18 protein-coding genes and 2 pseudogenes are annotated in these 22,157 nt (G+C 60.1%); 7 read left to right on the top strand and 13 right to left on the bottom strand.

What is annotated here, in order from left to right; genetic code table 11:
• Positions 1 to 58: 58 nt before the first annotated feature.
• From ACWPOC_RS24935 to ACWPOC_RS24950, 4 genes and pseudogenes are all read left to right on the top strand, one after another.
• Positions 59 to 280: pseudogene (locus ACWPOC_RS24935) on the top strand (IS256 family transposase); the annotation flags it as partial.
• A 178-nt stretch (positions 281 to 458) separates the two neighbouring features.
• Positions 459 to 1,112: an enoyl-CoA hydratase-related protein gene (locus ACWPOC_RS24940; RefSeq protein WP_455409483.1), complete on the top strand. Its 654-nt coding sequence runs from the start codon at positions 459 to 461 to the stop codon at positions 1,110 to 1,112.
• A gap of 132 nt (positions 1,113 to 1,244) precedes the next feature.
• The gene (locus ACWPOC_RS24945) at positions 1,245 to 1,709 is read left to right on the top strand and encodes a hypothetical protein (RefSeq protein WP_455409484.1); all 465 of its coding nucleotides are present in this window, start codon (positions 1,245 to 1,247) and stop codon (positions 1,707 to 1,709) included.
• Between the two features lie 64 nt (positions 1,710 to 1,773).
• A complete protein-coding gene (locus tag ACWPOC_RS24950; RefSeq protein ID WP_455409485.1) occupies positions 1,774 to 2,007 on the top strand; it encodes an integrase catalytic domain-containing protein in 234 nt (77 codons plus the stop codon).
• A gap of 78 nt (positions 2,008 to 2,085) precedes the next feature.
• Here the strand turns inward: ACWPOC_RS24950 and ACWPOC_RS24955 are convergent, their stop codons facing one another.
• The 4 genes from ACWPOC_RS24955 to ACWPOC_RS24970 all read right to left on the bottom strand — a co-directional run bounded on the left by ACWPOC_RS24955 (position 2,086) and on the right by ACWPOC_RS24970 (position 5,729).
• Entirely contained in the window at positions 2,086 to 3,579 is a 1,494-nt protein-coding gene (locus ACWPOC_RS24955; protein WP_455409486.1) for an aldehyde dehydrogenase, read from the bottom strand.
• Positions 3,580 to 3,592: 13 nt separating this feature from the next.
• Positions 3,593 to 4,387 (bottom strand): SDR family NAD(P)-dependent oxidoreductase, encoded by a 795-nt coding sequence (locus ACWPOC_RS24960; protein ID WP_455409487.1) that lies wholly within the window; start codon positions 4,385 to 4,387, stop codon positions 3,593 to 3,595.
• A gap of 97 nt (positions 4,388 to 4,484) precedes the next feature.
• The gene (locus ACWPOC_RS24965) at positions 4,485 to 5,363 is read right to left on the bottom strand and encodes an SDR family NAD(P)-dependent oxidoreductase (protein ID WP_455409488.1); all 879 of its coding nucleotides are present in this window, start codon (positions 5,361 to 5,363) and stop codon (positions 4,485 to 4,487) included.
• 96 nt (positions 5,364 to 5,459) lie between these two features.
• Entirely contained in the window at positions 5,460 to 5,729 is a 270-nt protein-coding gene (locus ACWPOC_RS24970; protein WP_455409507.1) for an SDR family oxidoreductase, read from the bottom strand.
• A 174-nt stretch (positions 5,730 to 5,903) separates the two neighbouring features.
• Here ACWPOC_RS24970 and ACWPOC_RS24975 point away from each other — a divergent pair, with 174 nt between their 5' ends.
• Complete coding sequence (locus ACWPOC_RS24975) at positions 5,904 to 6,065, top strand: hypothetical protein (protein ID WP_455409489.1); 162 nt, start codon at positions 5,904 to 5,906, stop codon at positions 6,063 to 6,065.
• Positions 6,066 to 6,144: 79 nt separating this feature from the next.
• Here ACWPOC_RS24975 and ACWPOC_RS24980 read toward each other — a convergent pair whose 3' ends face one another.
• Both ACWPOC_RS24980 and ACWPOC_RS24985 read right to left on the bottom strand, forming a co-directional pair.
• Entirely contained in the window at positions 6,145 to 7,323 is a 1,179-nt protein-coding gene (locus ACWPOC_RS24980) for an amidohydrolase family protein (protein WP_455409490.1), read from the bottom strand.
• Between the two features lie 75 nt (positions 7,324 to 7,398).
• A complete protein-coding gene (locus ACWPOC_RS24985; RefSeq protein WP_455409491.1) occupies positions 7,399 to 7,659 on the bottom strand; it encodes an acyl-CoA synthetase in 261 nt (86 codons plus the stop codon).
• 833 nt (positions 7,660 to 8,492) lie between these two features.
• Here ACWPOC_RS24985 and ACWPOC_RS24990 point away from each other — a divergent pair.
• On the top strand, positions 8,493 to 9,548 hold the full coding sequence (locus ACWPOC_RS24990) for a phosphotriesterase family protein (protein WP_455409492.1): 1,056 nt from the start codon (positions 8,493 to 8,495) through the stop codon (positions 9,546 to 9,548).
• Between the two features lie 217 nt (positions 9,549 to 9,765).
• Positions 9,766 to 10,244 (top strand): annotated as a pseudogene (locus ACWPOC_RS24995) (IS1634 family transposase); the annotation flags it as partial.
• A 150-nt stretch (positions 10,245 to 10,394) separates the two neighbouring features.
• On the opposite strand, the gene ACWPOC_RS25000 reads toward ACWPOC_RS24995, so the two are convergent.
• The 7 genes from ACWPOC_RS25000 to ACWPOC_RS25030 all read right to left on the bottom strand — a co-directional run bounded on the left by ACWPOC_RS25000 (position 10,395) and on the right by ACWPOC_RS25030 (position 21,275).
• Positions 10,395 to 11,717: an MFS transporter gene (locus ACWPOC_RS25000; RefSeq protein WP_455409493.1), complete on the bottom strand. Its 1,323-nt coding sequence runs from the start codon at positions 11,715 to 11,717 to the stop codon at positions 10,395 to 10,397.
• 818 nt (positions 11,718 to 12,535) lie between these two features.
• Entirely contained in the window at positions 12,536 to 13,471 is a 936-nt protein-coding gene (locus ACWPOC_RS25005) for a TIGR03619 family F420-dependent LLM class oxidoreductase (RefSeq protein WP_455409494.1), read from the bottom strand.
• A gap of 216 nt (positions 13,472 to 13,687) precedes the next feature.
• Positions 13,688 to 14,833 (bottom strand): CaiB/BaiF CoA transferase family protein, encoded by a 1,146-nt coding sequence (locus ACWPOC_RS25010; RefSeq protein WP_455409495.1) that lies wholly within the window; start codon positions 14,831 to 14,833, stop codon positions 13,688 to 13,690.
• A 27-nt stretch (positions 14,834 to 14,860) separates the two neighbouring features.
• A complete protein-coding gene (locus ACWPOC_RS25015; RefSeq protein ID WP_455409496.1) occupies positions 14,861 to 16,138 on the bottom strand; it encodes a CaiB/BaiF CoA transferase family protein in 1,278 nt (425 codons plus the stop codon).
• A 553-nt stretch (positions 16,139 to 16,691) separates the two neighbouring features.
• The gene (locus tag ACWPOC_RS25020) at positions 16,692 to 17,252 is read right to left on the bottom strand and encodes a nuclear transport factor 2 family protein (protein WP_455409497.1); all 561 of its coding nucleotides are present in this window, start codon (positions 17,250 to 17,252) and stop codon (positions 16,692 to 16,694) included.
• 1,741 nt (positions 17,253 to 18,993) lie between these two features.
• Positions 18,994 to 20,145, bottom strand: a complete 1,152-nt coding sequence (locus tag ACWPOC_RS25025) for an acyl-CoA dehydrogenase family protein (protein WP_455409498.1) — start codon at positions 20,143 to 20,145, stop codon at positions 18,994 to 18,996.
• 266 nt (positions 20,146 to 20,411) lie between these two features.
• Complete coding sequence (locus ACWPOC_RS25030; protein ID WP_455409499.1) at positions 20,412 to 21,275, bottom strand: enoyl-CoA hydratase; 864 nt, start codon at positions 21,273 to 21,275, stop codon at positions 20,412 to 20,414.
• Positions 21,276 to 22,157 lie beyond the last annotated feature (882 nt).

Consider the following 22,157-nt stretch of genomic DNA (forward strand, 5'->3'; position numbering starts at 1 on the left):
CGCGGGGGCGTCGAGCCACTACTGGACAGCTCCCCCTGGGAACCGTGGTTGTTGATCAACGACGAATCCGATCGAGTCCACCTTTGCGGCGGTGCGGCTTCGGACCAGGGTGACGAAGGACCCGGGCTCGCGGACGGCCGGTATGGCGATGGCATACAATCTGATCGAAGCGGCGCAGTCGCAATGGCGGCCCGTCAACGCTCCCCCACTGGCGTCTCTGGTGCCGGTCGGCGCGTTGTTCCCCAAGGGTAAACTCCGCGATCCGCCGGTCGATATCACCCGGAACCTCGGCCCGATACCTCGTGTCAGAGGTCGCGTAACGATCCCCGACTTACGGGATTTGACTACTCGCCATCGACAACCCCATGCTCAACAACGAAGTCATCCGAATCGACGGAGCAAATCGCACGACGCCGCGCTAGGTCGTTCCTGCTGGTAACTTGAATGAAAGGCACGTGGTGACTGCACAACTGCACTATCAGGACAAGGTTGCTGTCCTTCATCTCGGAGACGGCGAGAACCGCTTCACGCCCCAATGGATCGACACAGTCGACACTCTGTTGGACGAGGTCATGCGCGAAGGTGTTCAGGGTCTGATCACGACCGCCGACGGCAAGTTCTACTCGTACGGACTCGACCTTGATTGGTTGACTGCACACAAAAGCCAACGAGAATGGTACTTCGAGCGTGCGCAGCAATTGTTCGCGCGGATCCTGACCCTTCCTCTGCCGACTGTTGCTGCGGTCAACGGACATGCATTCGGGGCCGGGGCCATGCTGGCACTCTCTCACGATTACCGAATTATGCGTGCCGATCGGGGCTTCTACTGTTTTCCTGAAGTCGACGTCCAGGTACCCTTCACCTCCGGCATGGCCGCATTGATCCAAGCCAAGCTCACACCCCAGGCTGCGATCACCGCGATGACGACCGGGTATCGATACGGTGGCATCGAAGCACGGGAGAATGGGCTTTTGGACCGTACGGTAGATGAAGCGTCCCTGGTTGACAGCGCACTCGAGTTGATCAGACCCATAATCGGTAAGGACACTTCGACTCTCGGCGCCATCAAGTCAACCATGTTCGCGTCGGTCGTCGACGCACTCGTCAGGTAAGAGTGCACGATCGTCCCGCATACCCCGGCGTAGCGGGTCCCTCGACCGGTACGACCGCCGGATCATAGACTTCGACGGATACCCACGCCGGTAGGGAGGACGACATCGTGCAAGTGGCGCCGGGCTGACGAGTTGGCCGCGGAAGTCAAGAACGGCAAGGAGATCGCCGCCGCACTCGAGGAACTGCGGGAGCAGAAGAGCCGACTCGAGCGGCTGCTCACCGGCACCATGCGCATGTCGGAGCGGTTCGCGCGCAAGGTTGTTGGGCTCTCCCGATCCGCCTACCGACGGCTGCCGTTGGCGCAGACGCCGGACGATCCGGATGCCGATCTACGCGCAGAGCTGCGCAGCTATTCCCGCAAGCATCCGCGGCACGGGTTCCGCCGGGCGTGGGCGTGGCTGGGCTACGACCAGGGCGTCTGGTCAACAAGAAGTAGGTCCACGGCCTGTGGAAGGAAGAGGGTCTGCAGGTCCGGCGCGCCCCACGCCGCAAACGCGCCGGGCAATCTTCCGTTCCGGTCGTCGACGCAGATGCTCCGAATGTTGTGTGGGCCGTCGACTTCCAGTTCGACTCGACCGTCGGCGGCAGGACGGTGAAGATCGCGTCGATGGTCGACGAGCCTCCCCCAAGCACTGCGTGCAGGGTGGTACCCCCACCCGGATGTCGTTGCTGAACATCGTGGACCGCTCGATCACCGCCGACCGATTGATCGAGGGCTTAGAGAAGGCGTTCGCGATGTGGGGTGGTCCGCCGCTGGTCTTGCGCATGGACAATGGGCCCGAGTTCATCTCAGAAGCACTGCGGGCCTTCTGCGCCGGCTCGTCCGCTTTCTCGGAGTCTCGGGAGGACCGACGCACCTGCATGTCCAGATTCTCGACGGAATGGAGCATCTGACGCTGGGGGCGGCGCGGACGCACCCCACGACGCGGCAACACCCCCGCCGATGGCGGGAGTGTTGCACGTAGGAGAGCTCTACTGCGCAGGCGCCGGCATGTGGACGGTCTTGATCTCGAAGAATTCCTCAAGACCTTCGATACCACCCTCACGACCCTGACCGGACTGCTTGTAACCACCGAACGGCAGCGTGAAGTCCATTGTCGCAGTGTTCACGCTGATCGTGCCCGTGCGGATGCGGCGCGCAACCTCGAAGCCATGATCGATGTCCTCGGTGTACACCGCGCCCGACAGGCCGTACATCGAATTGTTGGCGATCGCGATCGCATCCTCTTCGTCCTCGTAGGTGATCACCGAGATGACCGGGCCGAAGACCTCTTCCTGCGCGATCCGCGAATCGGGATCGACGTTGTCGAGCAGCGTCTGGGCCACAAAGAAGCCTTTCTCGAACCCGTCCGGTCGCCCACCACCGAGCACGACCTTCGCTCCGTCTTCCTTCGCGATGTCGATATACCCGAGCACCCGGTCCTGCTGACGCTTCGAGGCGAGCGGGCCGAGAAAGTTGGTCGGCTCCCAGGGATTGCCCATCGGCAGCGCACCGTACGCAGCCTCGAGCACCTCGAGCACCTCGTCGTGGCGCTTACGCGAAACGAGCACCCGGGTCAGGGCGATGCAAGCCTGACCGGACTGCATGCAGCTCCCCATGGGAAGGCTTTGCACCACATGGTCGATGTTCGCATCGTCGAGGATGATCGCCGCGGACTTGCCGCCGAGTTCGAGCGAGACCCGTGCGATGCGCTCACCGGCCAGCGACATGATGCGCCGGCCCGCGGCGGTACTCCCGGTGAAGGTGACGTGGTCGACCTCGGGGTTGGTCACGAGGGTCTCCGACACCTCGCGATCGGCACACAGCACGCTCACCACGCCCTCGGGGATACGGCCTTCATCGACGAGTTCGCCGATGATGTCAGCGAACACCGACGGCGAAAGCGGCGCCTCGGGTGCAGTCTTGAGCACGATGGAGCAGCCGGCTGCCAGTGCGGGGGCGACCTTGAAGGCGATCGTTCCGGGACCGTTCCACGGGATGATCGCGGCGACCACTCCGGTGGGTTCCTTGACGATGCGGGAGACGCCTCCGGCGGCACGGGGACGTTCCTCGAGCGTCTCGAACTCACGGGCAACCGCGGCCACTGCGCGGAACAACTCGCCGAGCATCTCCTGGGTCGGCCGGCTCACACTGACCGGCACCCCAACCTCGATCACGCCGATCGGGGTAAGTTCGTCCACGCGTTGTTCGAGACGATCGGCGATGGCGTCGAGCACGTCGGCACGCTCGGCCATGGTGCGCGCAGCCCACTCCCCCTTGTCGAACGACTCACGAGCCGCAGCCACCGCCTTGGCGACGTCGTCCGCCGTTGACGCGCGCGCCCGCGCAACTTTCTCTTCGCTGAAGGAATCGACAACGTCGATCCAGTCATTGCCGGTCGAGTCGACCCAACGACCGCCGATGAACACCTGTTCGCGATCGGCGATCGGCGGGCGGATGCCTGCTGCGGTCTCGGTAGTGGTCATGTTGGAAAACTCCTCAATTCAGCGGATGTTGTAGCCGGCGTCGACCGGGAAGGTGATTCCAGATTACGTAGCGGGGCATCGTCGGACCCGAGGTACACGATCGCGTTGCTGATATCGACTTGCTGATATCAACCGATTCGACCATTTCGACGGTCATCGGGTTCTTGTAGGATTCGTCGGCCACAACCTCGGCGTGGTGTGATGAATTCGGCGTACTCCGCGTTGGCCTCCATCGGGGGGTCACTCCGGTCGGATGCACAGTGTTGACCGAAACTATTCGGGCCAATTGTCTTACATACAGCCGCACCAGACCGACAACATAGTGATTGGCTGCCGAATACCGCCTACCCGGGGAGGTATTGAGGCGGATGCTGGTGAATCCGACAGCGGAAGTGGTGATGATGGAATCACCTTGGCCCCGCTCGATCAGGCCTGGAACAGTCGATTCGAGTGTGTGCCACACGCCGGTGAGCATCACGTCGTGCCACGCCTGCGCTGACTGCCGGACCCGTATGACCGGCATGATGCCGACGTTCGGCAGCCCAATATCGACCTTGCCAAACGGCGCGACACCTGCGTCGTAGACGGTCCGAACGCCATCGAGATTTCGGACTCGCCGACCGCCGTGACGATAGCGCCGTCGATTTCCTTGGCGATTCGTTCGGTTTCTGCCAGGTCGTCGCCGGTGGCCATCGGCTAGAACACGGTCGGATCTGGTCGCAGATGTCCATCGCGATGACGTATGCGCCCCTATGCAAATGTCGGGGAAAATCAGCGCTGTTCGAGAGTCATCGCCCGTTCCGGGCACATCGCGACGGCCTCTTCGACCCCCGCGATGTGGTCATCCCGATCCGCCACGAGCCTGGATGTTCTCCGCGGTCTCGAGGTCGTGGATAGACAGGATGTCAGGCCTCAACGTCACCATAGGCGGAAGAGGTGTTCCCATCCTCCGGGAACATCATTGCCACGCGCGCCAGAGTACCGCCATCGGTGGTCGGCAGCGTGACGCCCGAAATGTAGGCCGAGTCGTCGGACACCATAAACAACGCAGCCCGCGCGTTGTCCTTCAGCGACGGCGGGCGCTGCAGCTTGAGCGGAATCGGCGACACGGCCGGATCCCACGGTCCTGCGGTCTCCTCGTACGACTGCCCCACCACCGGAGAACCCGCCGGAGCCAGGAAGTTCGGCGACATCCCGTGGGTCGGCGCGATCGCATTGACCCGGATCCCGTACTTGCCCAGGTCGAGGCTCAGACCCCGAATCAGGCCGTTGACGCCGGCCTTCGTCGCCGAGTACAGCGCAATGTCGTGGTAGGCGACGAGCGATGCCGCGGACGACGTCGCAAGGATCACTCCGCCGCCGTTGGCACGCATGTGCGGCACTGCCGCCTTGGCCGTGTAGAACACGCCCGATAGGTTGACGCCGAGCACATCCTGCCAGTCTGCGTCCGTCAAATCCTGGAACTCGACCTGCTCACGGCCCGCCCACGACATACCCCCATGCGAGAGCACACCCGCATTTGCCCAGGCGATATCGAGCTTTCCGAAAGCCTCGACCGTTGCGACCACCGCATCGGTCACCTGCTGTTCGACTCGCACGTCCGCGGTGATCGCAATTGCGGAACCGCCTTGCTTCTCGACCAGTTCGACGGTTCCCTTGGCGCGCTCCGGATCGATGTCCACGACCGCGATCTTCGCGCCTTCCGACGCGAACAACTGTGACGACTCGCGTCCCAAACCGGACCCGGCACCGGTGATCAGTGCGACTTTGCCTTCGAGTTTCATGACATCTCCTCTGCTGGTATCAGTGACATTCGAAATAAGTTGAACGACAGAGCTTTCCGTCCAGACTCTGCAAATCGAGCGCCACCGAGTCTCGTGTCATGTCAGGACGTGAATATCGACAACAGCGGGGTGACGTGCGGACAGCCCACCATCGATGGGTATGAGCGCGCCGTTGATGGCTCGCCAGGCGTCGCTCGCCAAGAAGACCACCACAGCCGCGATATCGTCCGGACACCCGAGTTGCGGAACCGAGACGTGCCGCGAGCAGGTCGCAACGAGGCCCTCATTCACGTCAGCCCGCCCCCGATGGGCAGGCACGCGAAGCGATCGACTGCACCCCTGACAGCCTTGGCCGCGCGCTTTCATGCTCAATTGATCTTGGGCTGGGCTGCCCACACAGAAAAGTAACCCGAACTGCAGTAATAAGACTTTCGAAGGTCGGATTCGTGCGAGTTCGAGGAGCACCTTTCTGGTGAGCAAGTCTATCGACCCCTACCCGTTGACACGACGGGGAAGTCGACACCACGGGAAACTGGAGTCGTGTCGCAGGGCGGCGCGATCATGCTGCTACGCACCACCGAGAAGACGGATCTGACCTCGGCGTTGTCGATGGCACTGGTGCGGTGGGCGCAAGCCCTGACCACCCAACGCTCGGGTCGTCACCCTGGCGAATTGACCGCCTGGATGCAGACACTCGCTTGACCAGGATCACCGCCCTGACCGAGGGAAAGGGGCGTTTCCTTCGGTCAGGGCGGCACGACGGACCTGTCACAGATCGATGTCAGCTCTTCCAGTTGAAAAGCTCACGGGCGTTGAGTTCCACAATCTTGTGCGCCTCGTCGTCCGGCACGGATGCGAGAGTCTCCGCGATCCGCTTACGGCTGTTCGGCCAGTTGGAGTCCGAGTGCGGGTAGTCGATTTCGACCATCAGACGATCGATACCGATCTGATGACGATTGTTGAGGCCGTGCTCGTCGTCGATGAAGCAACCCCAGAAATGCTTCTTGAACAGATCCGAAGGGCGACTATCCTTGTCGATGTTCTGGTACCAACGGTGACGATCCCATACGAAGTCGGTGCGCTCGAGGATATAGGGGATCCAGCCGATGCCACCCTCCGACAGGGCCACCTTCAGGTTCGGATGCTTCTGCAATGCACCCGAGAAGAGGAGGTCAACGAGGCTCCACATGTGGTTCGACGCGAACAAGGCGATCGCCACCGCAAACGGTGTCTCGTCCGTCCCTGCGTTATCGAAAATCGTCGCGTTCTGAGCCTTGGCGGAGAAGTCGAACCCGGGTGTGAATCCGCCCGAGCCGAAGTGAAGCGACACAGGCATATTTGCGGCTTCCAGCGCGGACCAGAGCGGGTCCCAGTGATCGGTGTGGAACGAGGGAAGCCCAAGAGGTGTGGGGGCATCCGGGAAGCTCACGGTGCGAGTTCCTCGTTCAGCGAGACGCTCCACCTCCTTCACCGACTCCTTGACATCCCAGGTAGGAAGGATGCCCAAGGGAATCAGGCGGTCCGGATCTGCGGCACACCATTCGTCGAGCTGGAAGTCGTTCCATGCCTTCACGCATGCCAAGGCAAGTTCCTTATCCTTTGCTCGCTGGAAGACGCCACCGCCGAACCCCGGGAAGGTCGGGAAGGACATGGATGCGTGAACCCCGTCGAGGTCCATGTCCTTGAGCCGAGCCTTCGGCTCATAGCATCCCGGAATCATGTCGTCGTAGCGAACAGGCTCTACGCCGAAGTCCTTCTGCTCGCGACCCGCAACAGCATTGAGGCCGATGTACGGAAACTGAGTGCCCTCGAACTCCCAGATGTGGTGACCCTGGTCACTCTCGATGATCTTGGGGCCGGCTTCCTGGAACTTTTCCGGCAGACGATCTTGCCACACCCGCGGGTGCTCGATGAGATGATCGTCCACGGAGATGATGTTCATGTAATCCTGCAGTGGCATTTTCTACCCTTTCGCGATTCTTGCTCGCCGTATATTCCGGGAGGACTGTCGACGCATTTCTGCGTTTGTGCTCAATCACTCTGGATTCGGCTTGTAACCCCAGAACGACTCGAAGATCTTGATATTATCGGGACCTCCCATATTTCGAACTGCCGCCTCCCTCAATAGCTCGATGCGGCGCTCGATCATTGTACGAGCTTCATCGTTTTTCAGATTCTCGAGCTTGCGCTCTTCTTCTGCGATCTCTTCCAACAAGCGAATTTTTACTTCGTTGTAGGTCAGAAGGTCGTGATCGTCGGCATCCAGTCGTGCTTCGAGAGCTTCGTCGAGACCCATATGAGTGACCTCCATGGTAGAAATTGCACGGTTCATTGGTGCGTATGGCCAGAACATAGAAGAGTCATGGCCGTCGATATTGAGAGTGGGGCACTGTCGCGATCCGGTGTGTTCAGTGCGTCATGTCACATGAGTCTGACATGGTGACGACCTACAGTCAACCCTGACGGGTACTTCGAAGCTTGCGGTGGTGAGCGAGCGATCTTTTCGAGCGACTCCATGCGTCTACGCGATTGCCTGCGTCGCGTCGCGTCGCATCACCAGACGCATCCGTCGCGTTTCCTGACTCGAAGCGCAATCGGCAGATACAGCCCCTCCCCCTTCGCACCGAAAGCGTTGTCGGACGGGGCATTCCTATCAACACAGAGGCGTGGACCGCATTTCGATCGGGCTGATCTGTCGCTGCACGACCTGTCGGGCACGCAGTCTCGTTCCTCATGGACGCACAGTCATCTTCCGCAGACACAGCAGTCGATCAAGTAGGGTTGAGACGGATTTTCAGACGGCATTGACAGCGGTGGATACGTAGGATCCTCCGGCTACCGGTGCGGCCGAGCCGTCCCACCTACATGCAGTAGATATCCACGCGAAAGCCGTTGAGCACTTCGATTCGGACCGTCGGCGCGTGGCCGGGTCCACACGAAATCTGAGGGGCCACTTTTAGTGCACCCATAAGTGACGTGATCGTCAATCCACGGTACGGTCGATATTGACCGCGAGCGGGACCGATGTGTAGGGTCTCGCCGCATCATGCGTACCCGCGAAAGTGGACCAGCCACCTCAGAGCCTTAATGATCGCGAATTACGCAGCCAGTGAGAGGATGTGCAGCAGGATGCCTCGTGCCAGCGAGAAGAAATCCGAGTCGGTCGGGAATCAAGTCGAGACGGCCCGCGGTCCAGTACCGATAAGTACGCTGGGACGAGCGCTGATGCACGAGCATGTCTTCATCTTGAATCACGACCTTCTCCGCGGTTTCCCCCGTTCCTATGGGTTCGATGAGGACGCCGAAGTCTCCAAGGCAATCAAACGTCTCGATGCACTCGCCGACGCGGGTATCGATACCATTGTCGATCTGACCGTGCCGGGGATCGGACGGCACATTCCTTATGTCAGGCGGGTCGCTGAAGCATGCAAGATCAATATTTTGGTAGCCACTGGATACTACACTTTTACGACGCTGCCGGATTTCATCCGTTTCCGAGGAAAAGCGACCGGTGACCTCACTTCGTATCTGGCTGATCTCTTCGTCGATGATGTTGTCAACGGAATTGGGGATACCGGAGTTCGGCCGGCAATGATCAAATGCGCCAGCGACGAGGCCGGCATCACGCCAGATGTCGAGATAGTACTCCGAGCGGCAGCGCGGGCCAGTCTGCGAACAGGTCTGCCGATCACTACACATTCGCATCCCGCCTCCGAAGGGGGTTTGGCACAGCAAGACATCTTTGAATCAGAGGGAGTCGATCTCACGAACGTGGTGATAGGCCACAGTGGGGACACCGCAGATGTCGACTACCTCCGTCGGGTGATGGACCGTGGATCGACCGTCGGACTCGATCGATTCGGAGTCGACTTGAATCTGACCGAAAAGGAACGAGTCGAAACGGTTGTCACGCTGTGCAAAGAAGGGTACGCAGAACAGATCGTGCTGTCCCATGATGCAGCCTGCTACCTGGATTTCGTGATGCCCGATCCAGAAAAGATGCGACGGCTTCTGCCGAACTGGCATTTCGAACACATCCCGCGTCGGATTGTTCCGAGCTTGCTTCGAGCTGGTGTCACGGAGCAACAGGTCGACACCATGCAGATCGAGAACCCGGCACGGATACTCGCTGGCAATGCCTCACGGTCAGGTCATCTCGCCCCGAGCAAAGAGCACAACAGCTGAGCCTGGATACCGACTCGACCCCTCGATCCACACAAACTCTCCCCGACGGGTGTTGACGAAGACGGCACCGAGCGCAACCGCGTGCTCACCCTCGCGCCGGATGATCTTGCCCGCGGCGTGGTGAGAGGTCAGGTCAGGAACTTACGACCGTTTCAGAACGGCTTCTGCATTCGCCTCGAACTGGTCGACGTGGTCGAGACCGCCCCGGCGCCGGTAGGGGTTCGACGCCCTCGACGACGAGGCATTCTTCCAGGCTGTCCTCGCCCCGGCTCGTGGAGCCGACCTCGATGAGCGACACTGCCAGGGGCGTTGGCGAGATCGACCTGGACCCGGTCCGACACAACACCTCCTGCAATTCCTTGAATCGGTGTGCTACAGGTGATTACCGGGATCATGTCGCGACGCGGTGTTTCGAGCACGCCGCCGCGACTGAGGGTCTGTCCTTGGCGCATTACGGCGTGGCCACCTGTATTTCGAGGCGGAGAAGGAAGGCGATCTCCGCAAGGTCGGGTACTCGACGCAGCGCCGGGTCGACCCCCAGATCATCGTTCGAGTGCGCGTCGACCGGATCGGTTCTTCCCCTCGAGAGCGGTCGTTTCGAGGGCGACAAGGCTTCAGTTCCAGGCCCCACACCACATCGCCGGTGTCGAGATGGTCGTCGCCGCCGACGCCGGCATGCTCCCCGCCGCTGACCTTGCCGTCTTCACGGTCCAGCGCATCGAAGAACCGGTCTTTCAACTCTGCAGAACCACAATCCCCGCAACTCCCTGAAATCCAGGGTGTTGCGGGGATCGCGAGAACCCGTCAACCCGAGGGGCATCGACGTTCCTCTGTCCGCCTATCGATCTACCTATCGACGGGAACGGCTGGATTCTCTACAGCCACAGATTTCGTCTCGGCCACCGGACGCAGGTAAGCAGCGGCAACAAGCGCGACCAGGGCGGTTGCTGCCATGTAAAGCGCGATCGGGTACCACTCGCCTGTCGCTGCATAGAGTGCGCTGGCAATCAATGGCGCGAAGGCCGGACCGATAATGGTTCCCACGTTCGCTCCGATCGCCATGCCGCTGAAGCGTGTTTCAGGCGGGAAGCAGTACGAAAAGTAGCCGGGCATCGAACCGCTCAGCATGGTGTACGGGATCAGATACAGAACGAAGCCCACCGCCATCAGGACAATGCTTCCTGTGTTGAGCAAAGCAAACCAGATGAAAGGCGCGATCAACATACCGATGCAGCCGCCCTGAAACACCCGTCGAGCTTGAAGTCGGTCCGACAGCCTCCCGAAGACCACAACTCCGAAGATCATTATCGGGGACGTGAGCAGAAGCAGAGCGAGCGCCGTCGACCTACTGATATCAAGAGCATCCGGCGCGTAGCTCAGGAAGTAGACAGCGAGGATATACATCGCATTCCCCGATACCGTAATGGCGAGTGCAATGAGCAAAACTTGCTTCGGCGACTCCTTGAAGACCTGGAAGATCGGCGCCTTCGCCACCCTGCCGGAATTTTTCGTCTCCTTGAATTCCGGAGTCTCGTCGAGCCTGATACGGATGAACAAGCCAACGCCGAGGAGCACGGCACTCAAGAGGAACGGAACGCGCCAACCCCAGTCCATGAAGGCATCGCCGGGCAGCTGACTGAACACGAGAAATGCGACGTTCGCCAAGAGCAAGCCCAGACCGACTCCGGTATTCACCCAGCCGCCACTGACACCCCGGTTCTCCGTCTTCGAGTGCTCGAGGCTCACCAACCATGCGCCGGTCTGCTCACCTCCCAGCGAAAAGCCTTGCGCCATGCGGCAAATGACCAGCAAAACCGGCGCCAGTATGCCGATACTGTCATACGTCGGGAGTAGGCCGATTCCGACAGTGGCGACACCCATAATCATCAGGGTCGTTACAAGTACCGCTTTGCGTCCAATCCGGTCGCCGTAGTGGGCGAAGACCACCGCGCCGATCGGCCTGATGATGAATGCGACACCGAAAGTTGACATTGCGAGGAGGGTTCCGCCAACCGCACCCATCTCGGGGAAGAACAAAGTCCCGAATACGAGAGCGGACGCAAGACCAAAGATATTGAAGTCGTACCATTCGATGGTCGTACCGATTTGGCTGGATATCACCGCGCGTCTGGCTTGGGCCCTGGAGGACGGCTGCACACCTACTGACATAGCAGCACCTTTCTGGAAGTGCGAGGTGTATGGCACGGGAAGTGCCAATGGGACAACACCACCGCGTAACTCGCGTCGAGTGAGGGCCGGCCATGTGATCGGGCCACTCGCCGGGAGAGTTGTTACGCAGCGATATTTCAGGGGGTTATCGTGAGTTCTGACGGCCCAAGCGATCCCGTAGCAATTTCGGAAGCACAATTGCCGTAGATGACATCAACTGGAGTCCGTCCTCACAGCGGTTCTCCCGTTACAGGCGTAACGGATGGAAGACACTGCGACCATACGAGCGGCAAGACCTGACTGCGGCCTGCTTCGACCACCGCTCGTTCGAACGACTGCGGTTACCCGCCTTCTCGACTGAAGCCGATGGCCCGCTTCGACCAACCGAATCCAACGTTTCGAATTCGCTCTGACATCCGACGAGACCTCCTACGATGGTGTGCATCACACTGCCACAAGGCTACGTCACAGTCAAGAGTGACTGTGACTCGGTACACAGCTTGTGTTCGATGGCTCCGGACAGATGCCGGCTACAACGACCGAACCGCGGATCGCCAGGACTCGCGCATACCGCCGGTCGCAAGTTGGCCGGTGGTGTGTGAATAGATCTCGGACCGAGTTGATCCACACCGCTTTCGTTGGTCGCTCCCGCCTCGTCGTGGTCGCTGCTGCCTCCTCGAGCCCAGTCGACGCATGGCAGCAAAGTACGCCGCGAGGTGACGGACCGGGGCGCGCCCCGAGGTACTGACCGCCCACGAGATGATTCGCCGGCAAGACACTCGTCCCCTGTGTACCGCGTTGTGCGGGTGGTTCTGTCCTCAGCCGGAGTACGTTCGCCAGAATGCCTCGACAAGGTTCTTCATTTGAACTGCCATATCCTCATGGTTCAGCGGCAGGACAGGAGCCACGACGATATCGGTCACGCCAAGGTCCACAAGGCGGGCTGCCTTCTCTGCCGTCGCGGCCGCATCGACTCCTCCATCCGGCGATCGCTTGGCCGAGATCCGCGCCGCCACGCCGATGGCAGCAGCGTCCCGTCCTGTCTCCTCGACCAACCTTCGCATCGAAGGGATCGACGTACCCAGGTTCGCGGCGTCATCCCCCCACGGAATCCACGCTGCCCCGTACCGCGAGAGGCGCCTCACGACTGCGGGATTGAGTGTGCCACTTATCCACAAAGGTAATGGCTTCTGCACCGGCTTAGGCATCATGTGCACGTTTTCGAAGGCGAGACCATCTCCCTCGAAACTCGTCACGTCCTGCTCCCACAGACGCCGACATACCTCCAGCGACTGATCCAGCGCACGACCACGGCCAGCGAAGTCGAGGCCACTGGCCTCGTACTCCGCTCGCTGCCACCCCACACCGACACCCAGATCCACTCGTCCGCCCGACAGATAGTCGAGGGTGGCGGTCGTCTTGGCCAGAATGACAGGTCGACGAAGGGCTGCCAGCAAGATGGTCGTGGCAAGCCTCACCCGAGTTGTTCTGGCTGCTGCCATCGCGAGAACTGTCAACGGCTCGAGCCAGAGCCCATCCGGCCCGGTCGGTTGACGGCCGCCCTGACGACCGCCTGCCTCGGGCTTGGTGTACTCGTCCAGGTCATCGGTGAAGACAACGTGATCAGAAACGACAACCCGATCGAAGCCACTCAGTTCGGCGGCGTCGATCGCGGCATAGAGCCACGAGGCAGTCGGGGCTCGATCCCCCTCACCAAAGCAGGGAAGGGCTATCGAAAGCTTCGGAGTACTCATAACCGTCCTTTAATCGCACTCGTCACGTCGTCCCGACGGGCTACTGGTTGACACAAGGTTCGATGACATCTTGGGCTGCCGACCTCGAGGCACGAATGGCGTGCGCGGGCGTCCGACTTCGACGCTGCCGCGATTGATGTGATGTGGGACTACCACCACACCCGCAATCTGTGAGGTTGAGCCGGCCTGAGGCCTCAACAGGCTCAGATTTCGGACTCATCGGATGATGTCACAGTCACGGAGCTTCTGAATCGCGTTGTCGTCGAGCCCCAACCGGCTGAGGACCGCGTCGGTGTGCATCCCCAAGAGAGGAAGGGACGTAGGAGGACTCTGCCGCGAGCGGCTGAATCGTGGGCCGGGGGCGGGTTGCACCATGCCGTCGACCGTTACGAAGTTCTTGCGTGCGACGTTGTGAGGGTGCCGCGGTGCGTCGGCAAGCGAGATCACGGGTGTGACACAGCCATCCGTCCCGTCGAAGACACCGAGCCAGTGGTCCAATGATTTGGTCTTGATTCTCTCGGCGAGTAGACGGCGAGCCTCGGGCCACCGGCTGCGGTCCGCTTGCTCCGGGAGATCGCCATCCGAGAAACCGAGCCCGTCCTTCACCGTGGCGTAGAACTGCGGCTCGATCGACCCGATCGAGAGGTACTTTCCGTCTGCAGTTTCGTAGACGTTGTAGAAGGGAGCACCCGAATCGAGCAGGTTGGTACCTCGGGGACCCCACGTTCCCCGGTTCACCATGTCGTGGATGACCGTGAGCAGCAGCGACGCGCCGTCCACCATGGCTGCGTCGATGACTTGCCCCTCGCCACTGCGCTCGCGTTCGTAGATCGCGCCGAAAATACCGAATAGAAGAAACATCGCGCCGCCACCCATGTCCCCAACGAGATTCAGTGGCGGAACCGGCGTCTCACCTTCGCGTCCGATTGCGTCGAGAGCTCCGGTCAACGAAATGTAATTGATATCGTGTCCCGCGGTCTGCGCTAGTGGACCGTCCTGTCCCCACCCGGTCATCCGCGCGTAGACGAGCCGAGGGTTTCGTGAGAGACAAACATCCGGACCGAAACCGATGCGCTCCGCGACACCTGGTCGAAATCCCTCGAGGAGCACATCCATATCATCTGCAATGTCGAGCAACAGCTCCAGTCCCTCGGATGTCTTGAGATCGACGCAAATCGAGCTCTTGCCACGCGATGTGAGCATCCCTGATCCACCGTTTCCGCCGAACCGGTCGAGTCGGATCACTTCGGCGCCGTTGTCCGCGAGCAACATACCTGCGAGCGGAACAGGCCCAGTCCCCCCGGTCTCCAACACACGCAACCCGGACAGAGGACCATGGGGGTTCGGTCGAGCGTCGTTCATAGCGAATCCTTATCAGCGCGATGGAGTTCAACGAATGATGCCGCGTGCGCGAAGATCGGCGATGGCCTCATCATCGAGCCCATACTCGTGGAGCACCTCGTTCGTGTGCTCCCCGATCGGCCCTGGTCCTGGTGCTCCGTGCGGTTGAGCAGACACACCGAACCGGATGGGGAGCTGCGGCACTCGAATATGTCCGAGACGCGGGTGGTCCATGTCGACGACATAGTCATTCGCGCGAACCTGAGGGTCGTCGAGAGCATCCAAGAAGTCGTTGACCGGTGCCGCCATAATGTGAGCGGAGGCAAACTTCTCGAGCCACTCGGCGCGGGTCCGTTCAGCAAATGCTGCGTCGAGCGCTTCGAAAAGTTCGTGACGGTGCTCTCGTCGCGATTCATTCGTATCGAATCGAGGATCCTCTGCGATCTCCGGATAACCAAGGACCTTGCACAGACCTGCAAAGTGGGTAGCTTCAGGGACGTAGGAGACAGTCAGCCATTTGCCATCCGAGGCTCGATACGTCGTTGCGTTGGGCGAATTACGGGTGCGGTCGTAACTCGTGTCGACGTTGGCGCCATTGATACCTGAGGAAAGAAGGTTGGCCTGCATAGCCCAGATCCCGGTACCCAGAAGCGACACGTGCACCTCCTCGCCCCGTCCATGCACTTGGCGCGCAACCAGCGCGGTAGTGACAGCGGCTGTCACGGCCATCGTCGTGAGGTGATCCAGCATTACCAAGTGAAGCGGGTGCGGTGCGGGTTGACCGACCGTCGTCATCATCCCCGACACCGCCTGGCCGAGTGAGTCGAAGCCGGGCTTGCCTGCCATCGGACCCACCGGACCGAACGCAGTCACGCTGCAATAGACCAGTTGCGGATTGATCTGGGAAAGCCGCTCGTACGTCGTGCCGATCCCCGGACGCGCACGCGGGACCGTATTCGTGAGAAAAACATCTGCTGACTCCACAAGCCGAGCCAACAACTCCTGGCCTTCCGGCTGCTTCAAATCGATGCTGATACCACGCTTACCTCGATTGGCGAAATCCCAGAGCAGGCTCCAGTCGTCGGTGTTGACCGCAGCAGAGCGAAACGGATCGGTGCCATCCCGCTTCGCATATCGTTCGGGGTTTCCTCCCGGACCCTCGATCTTGATGACCGTGGCGCCGAGATCGGCGAGCGTAGCACCCCCACCGGGCCCTGCATAGTACGAGGCCACCTCGACCACGCGGATCCCTTCGAGTGGCCGCTGCGAAGACATGGAGCCAGCACTCATCTGCGTCTCCTGGGTATCAGTCGGCTGCAGAGTCATCCGACTCATCCCTTCGATTCGGTCACGCTACCGAGAACTCTTGCGCGACGCATCGTTGTGGAAGGAACAATGGACCGGGCTACGACCGCCCGGGCAAGTCGAGGCACCGAAGTAACACCATGCTCTCCATCGGGATCACAACCCGGTCGCGTCGAGTGAGCGCCGATCCTCACCGTCGAATCGCCGGCCTCGATGTGTTTGATACGCGTACCCATGCTCGTTCTCCTGTAATCGTCGGCAACGCCGGAGGATTCGGTTCCGACTGGTCCGAATAGGTCTGAGTCCTGGCCTTGTTCTGTGTCGAGTACACCCACTTCGAACGCACACCTTGTAGGTAACTTCCCTCGCTTCAGCGCTCGCCGGCGATCCGGCACTCCTCCGTTGAAGTCAGGTTCGGAAAGTTCTACGCAGCGGTCGCAATACGCGCCTCGGCTGCATTCCAGTCGGGTGTGGGTCGTGGTCTTGTTAGTGACGACGTTCTGTCGCGCGACCCGATGATGGTCGAGCCTCCCTCGAGTGCCGGTTCCCCGGGATGGGAGATACTTGTATAAAACTATGCACCGACGGAGGAATCCGTAGCTCGATAGGGTCGCAAATCCATCGCCTCGATTTCGGCTACCCGATGCTTTATTCTCCAGGAGCCGTCTTCGACATCTTTTTCGAGTTTATCGATATAACGGCCGAACGCTCGGGTGTACAAGACTCCTTCAGAATCGACGTCGAGGCGCGTTATGTAACTTACCGACGTTGCGTAGTCGGAGAAAGTTTCGATTACCGGGTTGATAGCCATGTGCTTGTGATAGACGTGCGGAGCTCGGGTATGGTTGGCCGCCAGCGTAGCGAGACCCGCATGCCCGACGTATTTCCATCCGGCACCATCCGGCAGTGGTGTTCCGCCTCGCGCGGGGAACAACGACGCGTCGATCTGCCCTTTGTAGTGCATCTCGTAGACGGCATCCTCGGTGAAGCAGGCCAGGAACTCGTCTTCCAGACCGTAGTCGAGGGTGTGCGCATACCGGGCAAGTAGTTGCCGGATATCCCTTTCATCCTCGAGATCAATTAACCTCTGAACCAAGTCGAATTGTGCTATTTCATTGATTTGCGGCTTTGTCATGGGTACTCCTCCTGTGAAACGTCTCGAAGGTCGCGGCCGACCCGATCAGTTCGATACGTAAGTTTCGGAATCCCGAGGGTAATTCCTGGGCGTTTCTCCAACTCTGAAAATCGTCAGAAAATGAATTCCGAGCCCTCAGCACATCTGCGGATCACAAGTTTTCAACCTAACCCCTTCGGCAGTTGGAGCACTTTCCGCTCATGCCGGGACCTGAACCCGGCACTCCGCAAAAAGACTGGCAGGGTCGCCCAGCGGAGCGAAGTCACGTTGCATTGTTATGGATATCACATGCTTGGAACTCACCCTGCCATGCCACATCGCCACAGTCAATGGTGACTGGACCTACCGTGCGGATGTCGGCGGCGGCTCGCAAGCGACAAGCGATTGTGCAACACTCGTCACCCCAGCCGACTCGGTCGAGCCCTGAATGGATGTAGCGCCGCGTAACTCGAGGAAGGTATTGGACGCCGAGCGCAGGCAGGCGTCCACCTCTACCCCGTTACCGATATCGGTGAGGCCAATCGAGCAGCGGCAACCAGGACGTAGAGGCCCAGACAGCTTCTGCCCTGCGATTCAACCGTTTGCTGGCTCAGCGGATCCGTATTGAGCGGAGGGACTTCGTATCGGAATAGGGAGTTCCCGCGCGGTTCGTAGGGCGCTGGATCTTCAGTACCGTCAAGCGGGCTACGGCTTCCCAAAAGCGCGTCCGGCCCCGGCGTCGTCCCCGTCAGGTACCGGATGTAGTTCCAAGTGAAAAAGACCTCGAAATGACTGCGGCCGAGTCCGCGCGGGAGGTGAACTCGGGGGTGCGGTGAGGTAGTCCACCCATGCCAGAAGGCCTCGATCAACGATCCGGCAGGTCTTTCTGCGCAGCGCCTCGGCCGAGCTCGCGCGCGAGCGAGCCGGCCGCCGTCAAGCTTTGAGGAACCGTTGACTGTAGCTGCCGGTCTAGAACCTCACGTAGTCGTGAAGTCGACGATGCGGACCTGAGACAACGTCCGGGGTGCAACCGACGATCCGATCTCGAAAGGATAGAGGCGATGTCGGAATTCCGTTGCGCGGCAGAGGAGGGGGGCGTAGAAGCTGTCGACGGGGGACCACAGTAACCGACTGCTCCGTATCCAGTCCGACAATGCAGCTCGACAGAGGGAGGTCACCGCTACGCCCCGGCGGGACCAGAGGGGTCGAGCCGTGCCCGCGAGGAGCTACTGCCAGATCAATTTCCGCAGCGATCAATTCGTGCCGTACCTGACCCGACAGGTATAGCTCGTCGTCGACCGAGGTCGGCGTCCGGCGTTGTTCGGAAGGTAGGTACCCGTGCGATGTCGCGAACGGAGGACACGGACTGTGCCGACGGGCAACAACGCGCAGAAGCAGGCGATCGTGAACCTCAAGGCCGAGGTCGCCCGTCTGCGATCCCTCAACGATGTTGATAGACGTTCCGGCAAGTGACTGCTCGGTGAGCATGGTGTCTCTTTTCGGGACTGATGATTGCGTCGGCGTGGCCCGGAATGAGGTGCTGACGACGCTCAGCAGCAGCGTGTGGGTCGGATCCCGGAGAGGGTACGGGCAAACCTCGCACGACGTGCCGTCAGGGTCGAAATGCTGGTCGCGGTCCTGGTGATACCTCGAGCGAGAGCGCCGTAGAAGGCTTCACTCGAAAGTGATCTAACGGCGTGCGTCTCTTACTTCCCCATTCGCGACGACGAGTAGCGCGTCACACCTATCCGGAATCCGGCTCCTAAAGTCCTAGATCTCGACCGATGACCTCCTTCATTATCTCTGTGGTGCCTCCGTAGATTCGGGTGACTCGAGCGTCTGCATACGCCCTGGCGATCGGGTACTCGTTCATGTAGCCTGCACCGCCATGTAGCTGGAGACAGCGGTCTACCGTACGTCCTTGCAGTTCGGTGGACCACCATTTCGCTTTCGCTGCGTCGATTGCTGTCAGCTCGTCGGCAGCGAGCGCGCGAACACAATCGTCCACGTATCGCTGAGCGATATCGATCTCCGTCGCCAGCTCGGCCAGCACAAACTTCGAATTCTGGAACGACCCTACTGGCTTCCCGAATGCCTTCCTCTCCTTCACGTAGTCAAGAGTCCATTCCAGCGCTCCCCGCGATGCTGCGACGCTCGCGACTGCGATGGAAAGCCTTTCCTGGGGAAGTTTGGCGACAAGTTGCAGGAACCCTTCCCCCTCGTTGTCACCTAGGAGGTTGGCGACCGGAACTCGGACGTCGGTGAAGAACAACTCTGCCGTGTCCTGGGAACGGTTCCCCAGTTTGTCGAGATTGCGACCACGGTCGAACCCAGGCATGCCGCGCTCCAACACGAGCAACGAAATGCCCTTATGACGTTGATCAGGATCGGTCTTGACCGCCGTGATCACCAAGTCCGCGTTGATGCCGTTGGTAATGAATGTCTTTCTGCCGTTGACGATGTAGTGATCACCATCCCGTCTCGCAGTCGTCGACATTGCCGCCAAGTCCGAACCCATCTCAGGTTCGGTCATTGCCACCGCGGTGATCAGTTCCCCTGACGCAATTCCGGGGAGCCACCTCTTTTTCTGTTCCTCCGAACCATAACTGAGGAAGTACGGCAAACAGATGTCGTTGTGCAATGTCAGGCCCAGTCCTGAGGAGCCCAAGCCCGCCCTCATCAGCTCCTCACTCATCACGGCGTTGAACCGGAAGTCGCGTACTCCTCCACCGCCGTATTCTTCAGGAATCTCCATACCCAGAAAGCCTGACGCTCCGGCAGCAGTGAACAGGTCGCGAGGCACGACGCCCGCTGCTGACCATTCAGCGTCATGCGGCTCGATCTCCTTGAGCATGAAGCTGCGGAAAGACTCTCGAAACGCCTCATGATCGGCGTCGTAGAGTGTGCGGCGCATCAGACTGATCCTGCGAGAGTCAGGTATCCCACAAGAGTGAGAATGCGGACGGACTCGGTTTCGTACACTCTGCCGTAGTCGGTGTGCGCCCCTCGGCTCACCTCAATACAACGATGCCTCATTATCGAAGTTCCTTCCGTAGTATCGCGCCCGAAATAATGGCGGCTATCCCGTTGGTGACAGGTTGTGTGATATCCATCGACCCAGTCGGAGACGACTGCGCTCGAGCGTCTCGGTGTGTCGGATGGTAAATCGAAAGTATGAATTTATTTCGCCTTCTTCCACACCGATTTGACGCCATCCGGGTTAAGAATGGAATCGAATTGCTTCAGGTTGTTTGCGTGTCCAAGATTGTGTAGCGCAAATGCAGTATCAAGCGACTGCTGAAGTCCTTGAGCGTCCTCCGAGCGGTTGATGCTCATCTTGGACAACCTGACTCCGAAGGCAGTACGCTCGGAGATCTTCACTGCAAGGTCGAGAGTTGTACGCTCGAGATCTTCACGCTCGACGATCTTGTTGACCATGCCAATGGCGTGAGCTTCATCCGCGTGCAGCGGTTCGCCGGTAAACAGCATCTCCTTTGCCCGTCGCGGATGCATCTCGTACGCGTGCACGAAGTACTCCACACCGTTCACTCCGAATGCCGAAACCGGGTCCGCAAAGGTGGCGTCTTTGGACGCGACGATCAGGTCCATCGGCCAGACCAGCATCAGACCGCCGGCTATAACTCGTCCCTGTACCTGGGCAATCGTGGGCTTCGGCAACTCTCTCCACCTCCGGCAAAGGCCGAGGTATGCCTCACATTCGAACGCCAGGTGTCCCTCAACACCGGGCCCGTTGAAGCCGCCCTCCATGGTCGCCACCGGCGCACAAGGCATGTCGAACCCAGCGGCGAGATCGTGCCCGGACGAGAAGTCCGGACCGTCAGCGGCCAGGATGATCACTCGGACGTCATCGTCGGCGGAGGCGGACATGAGCGCTGCATCCAGTTCGTACAGGAAAGCCGGATCCTGGGCGTTCCTCTTTTCCGGGCGCGCAAGCACGATCCGGGCCACACCCGGTGCCGGATGCTCGGTTCGAATGCGTCCGACAGTGATTTCAGATGTTGCGCCCTGCGATGTGATGGTCATTTTCGACCTCTTTCTGAATGGTGGAAACGGTTGACAGAGCAAGTGGTCCTGTTGCGATGTGCCGACCTCTGTAGACAGGAGCTGTGAGGTTCGTACAGATACCCGCTTCGGTAATCTGGTTCCGTCGCGGATAAAACTCGGTTCCGCTCGCCCGGTCGACGTGGGGAGGCCAGCGCGACCGGCAGAGACCGGCTGTTGCATTTCACTAGGAATATTCCCGATAAATTGCCCGTTTTTTTCACCGGGGTTGGCAACACGCACTTTTGTTCAGGCCGCCGACGGACCGGTACTCCGCGCTCCCGTCCAGATGACTCGGGAATCGACTGCGATTCAGATTGCCTGATCGAATCGTGTGATGCTGCGGTCGGGAGACCTCGTGATGTGTGGCCGCGAGATCCGCCGCGTCCCGTTGATGTGTCGGGGCCGGGATCGCCGACTTCCCCGACATCGAGGCAACCATCCCTTCTCGCAACGACACTCAGGCGAGTGGCGACCTCGATCGATGTCCTTCCTCCATCTGATGCTGCCACTGAACCTGGACCGTCGAGAAGGTGGTGGCCTGCCTGAATACATCCACGTGGTGAAGGAATTCTGACACCTCATAGAGCTACAGTCAACACTGACTCCGACTATCTAGAGTCAGTATTGACTGTAGCTCGCGGATCGGCTAACTTTGACAGGTACCAGTTTGAATTGCAAGGGGGTACACAATTGCCGATCCCCTATTCCTAAGAATGATCTCGATCGGGCTTTTCGGAGTGGCACGAAAACCCAAAGGGCGCGTGATGCGCGGTGCCCGGCTGCCGGATCACGACAGTCGGGACGCGGAACGACGCCAACCGAGGGTGACCATGCTCGTGAAATTGCGGTTGATTCAGAACC

The organism is Rhodococcus sp. 5G237 (genome assembly GCF_053764735.1).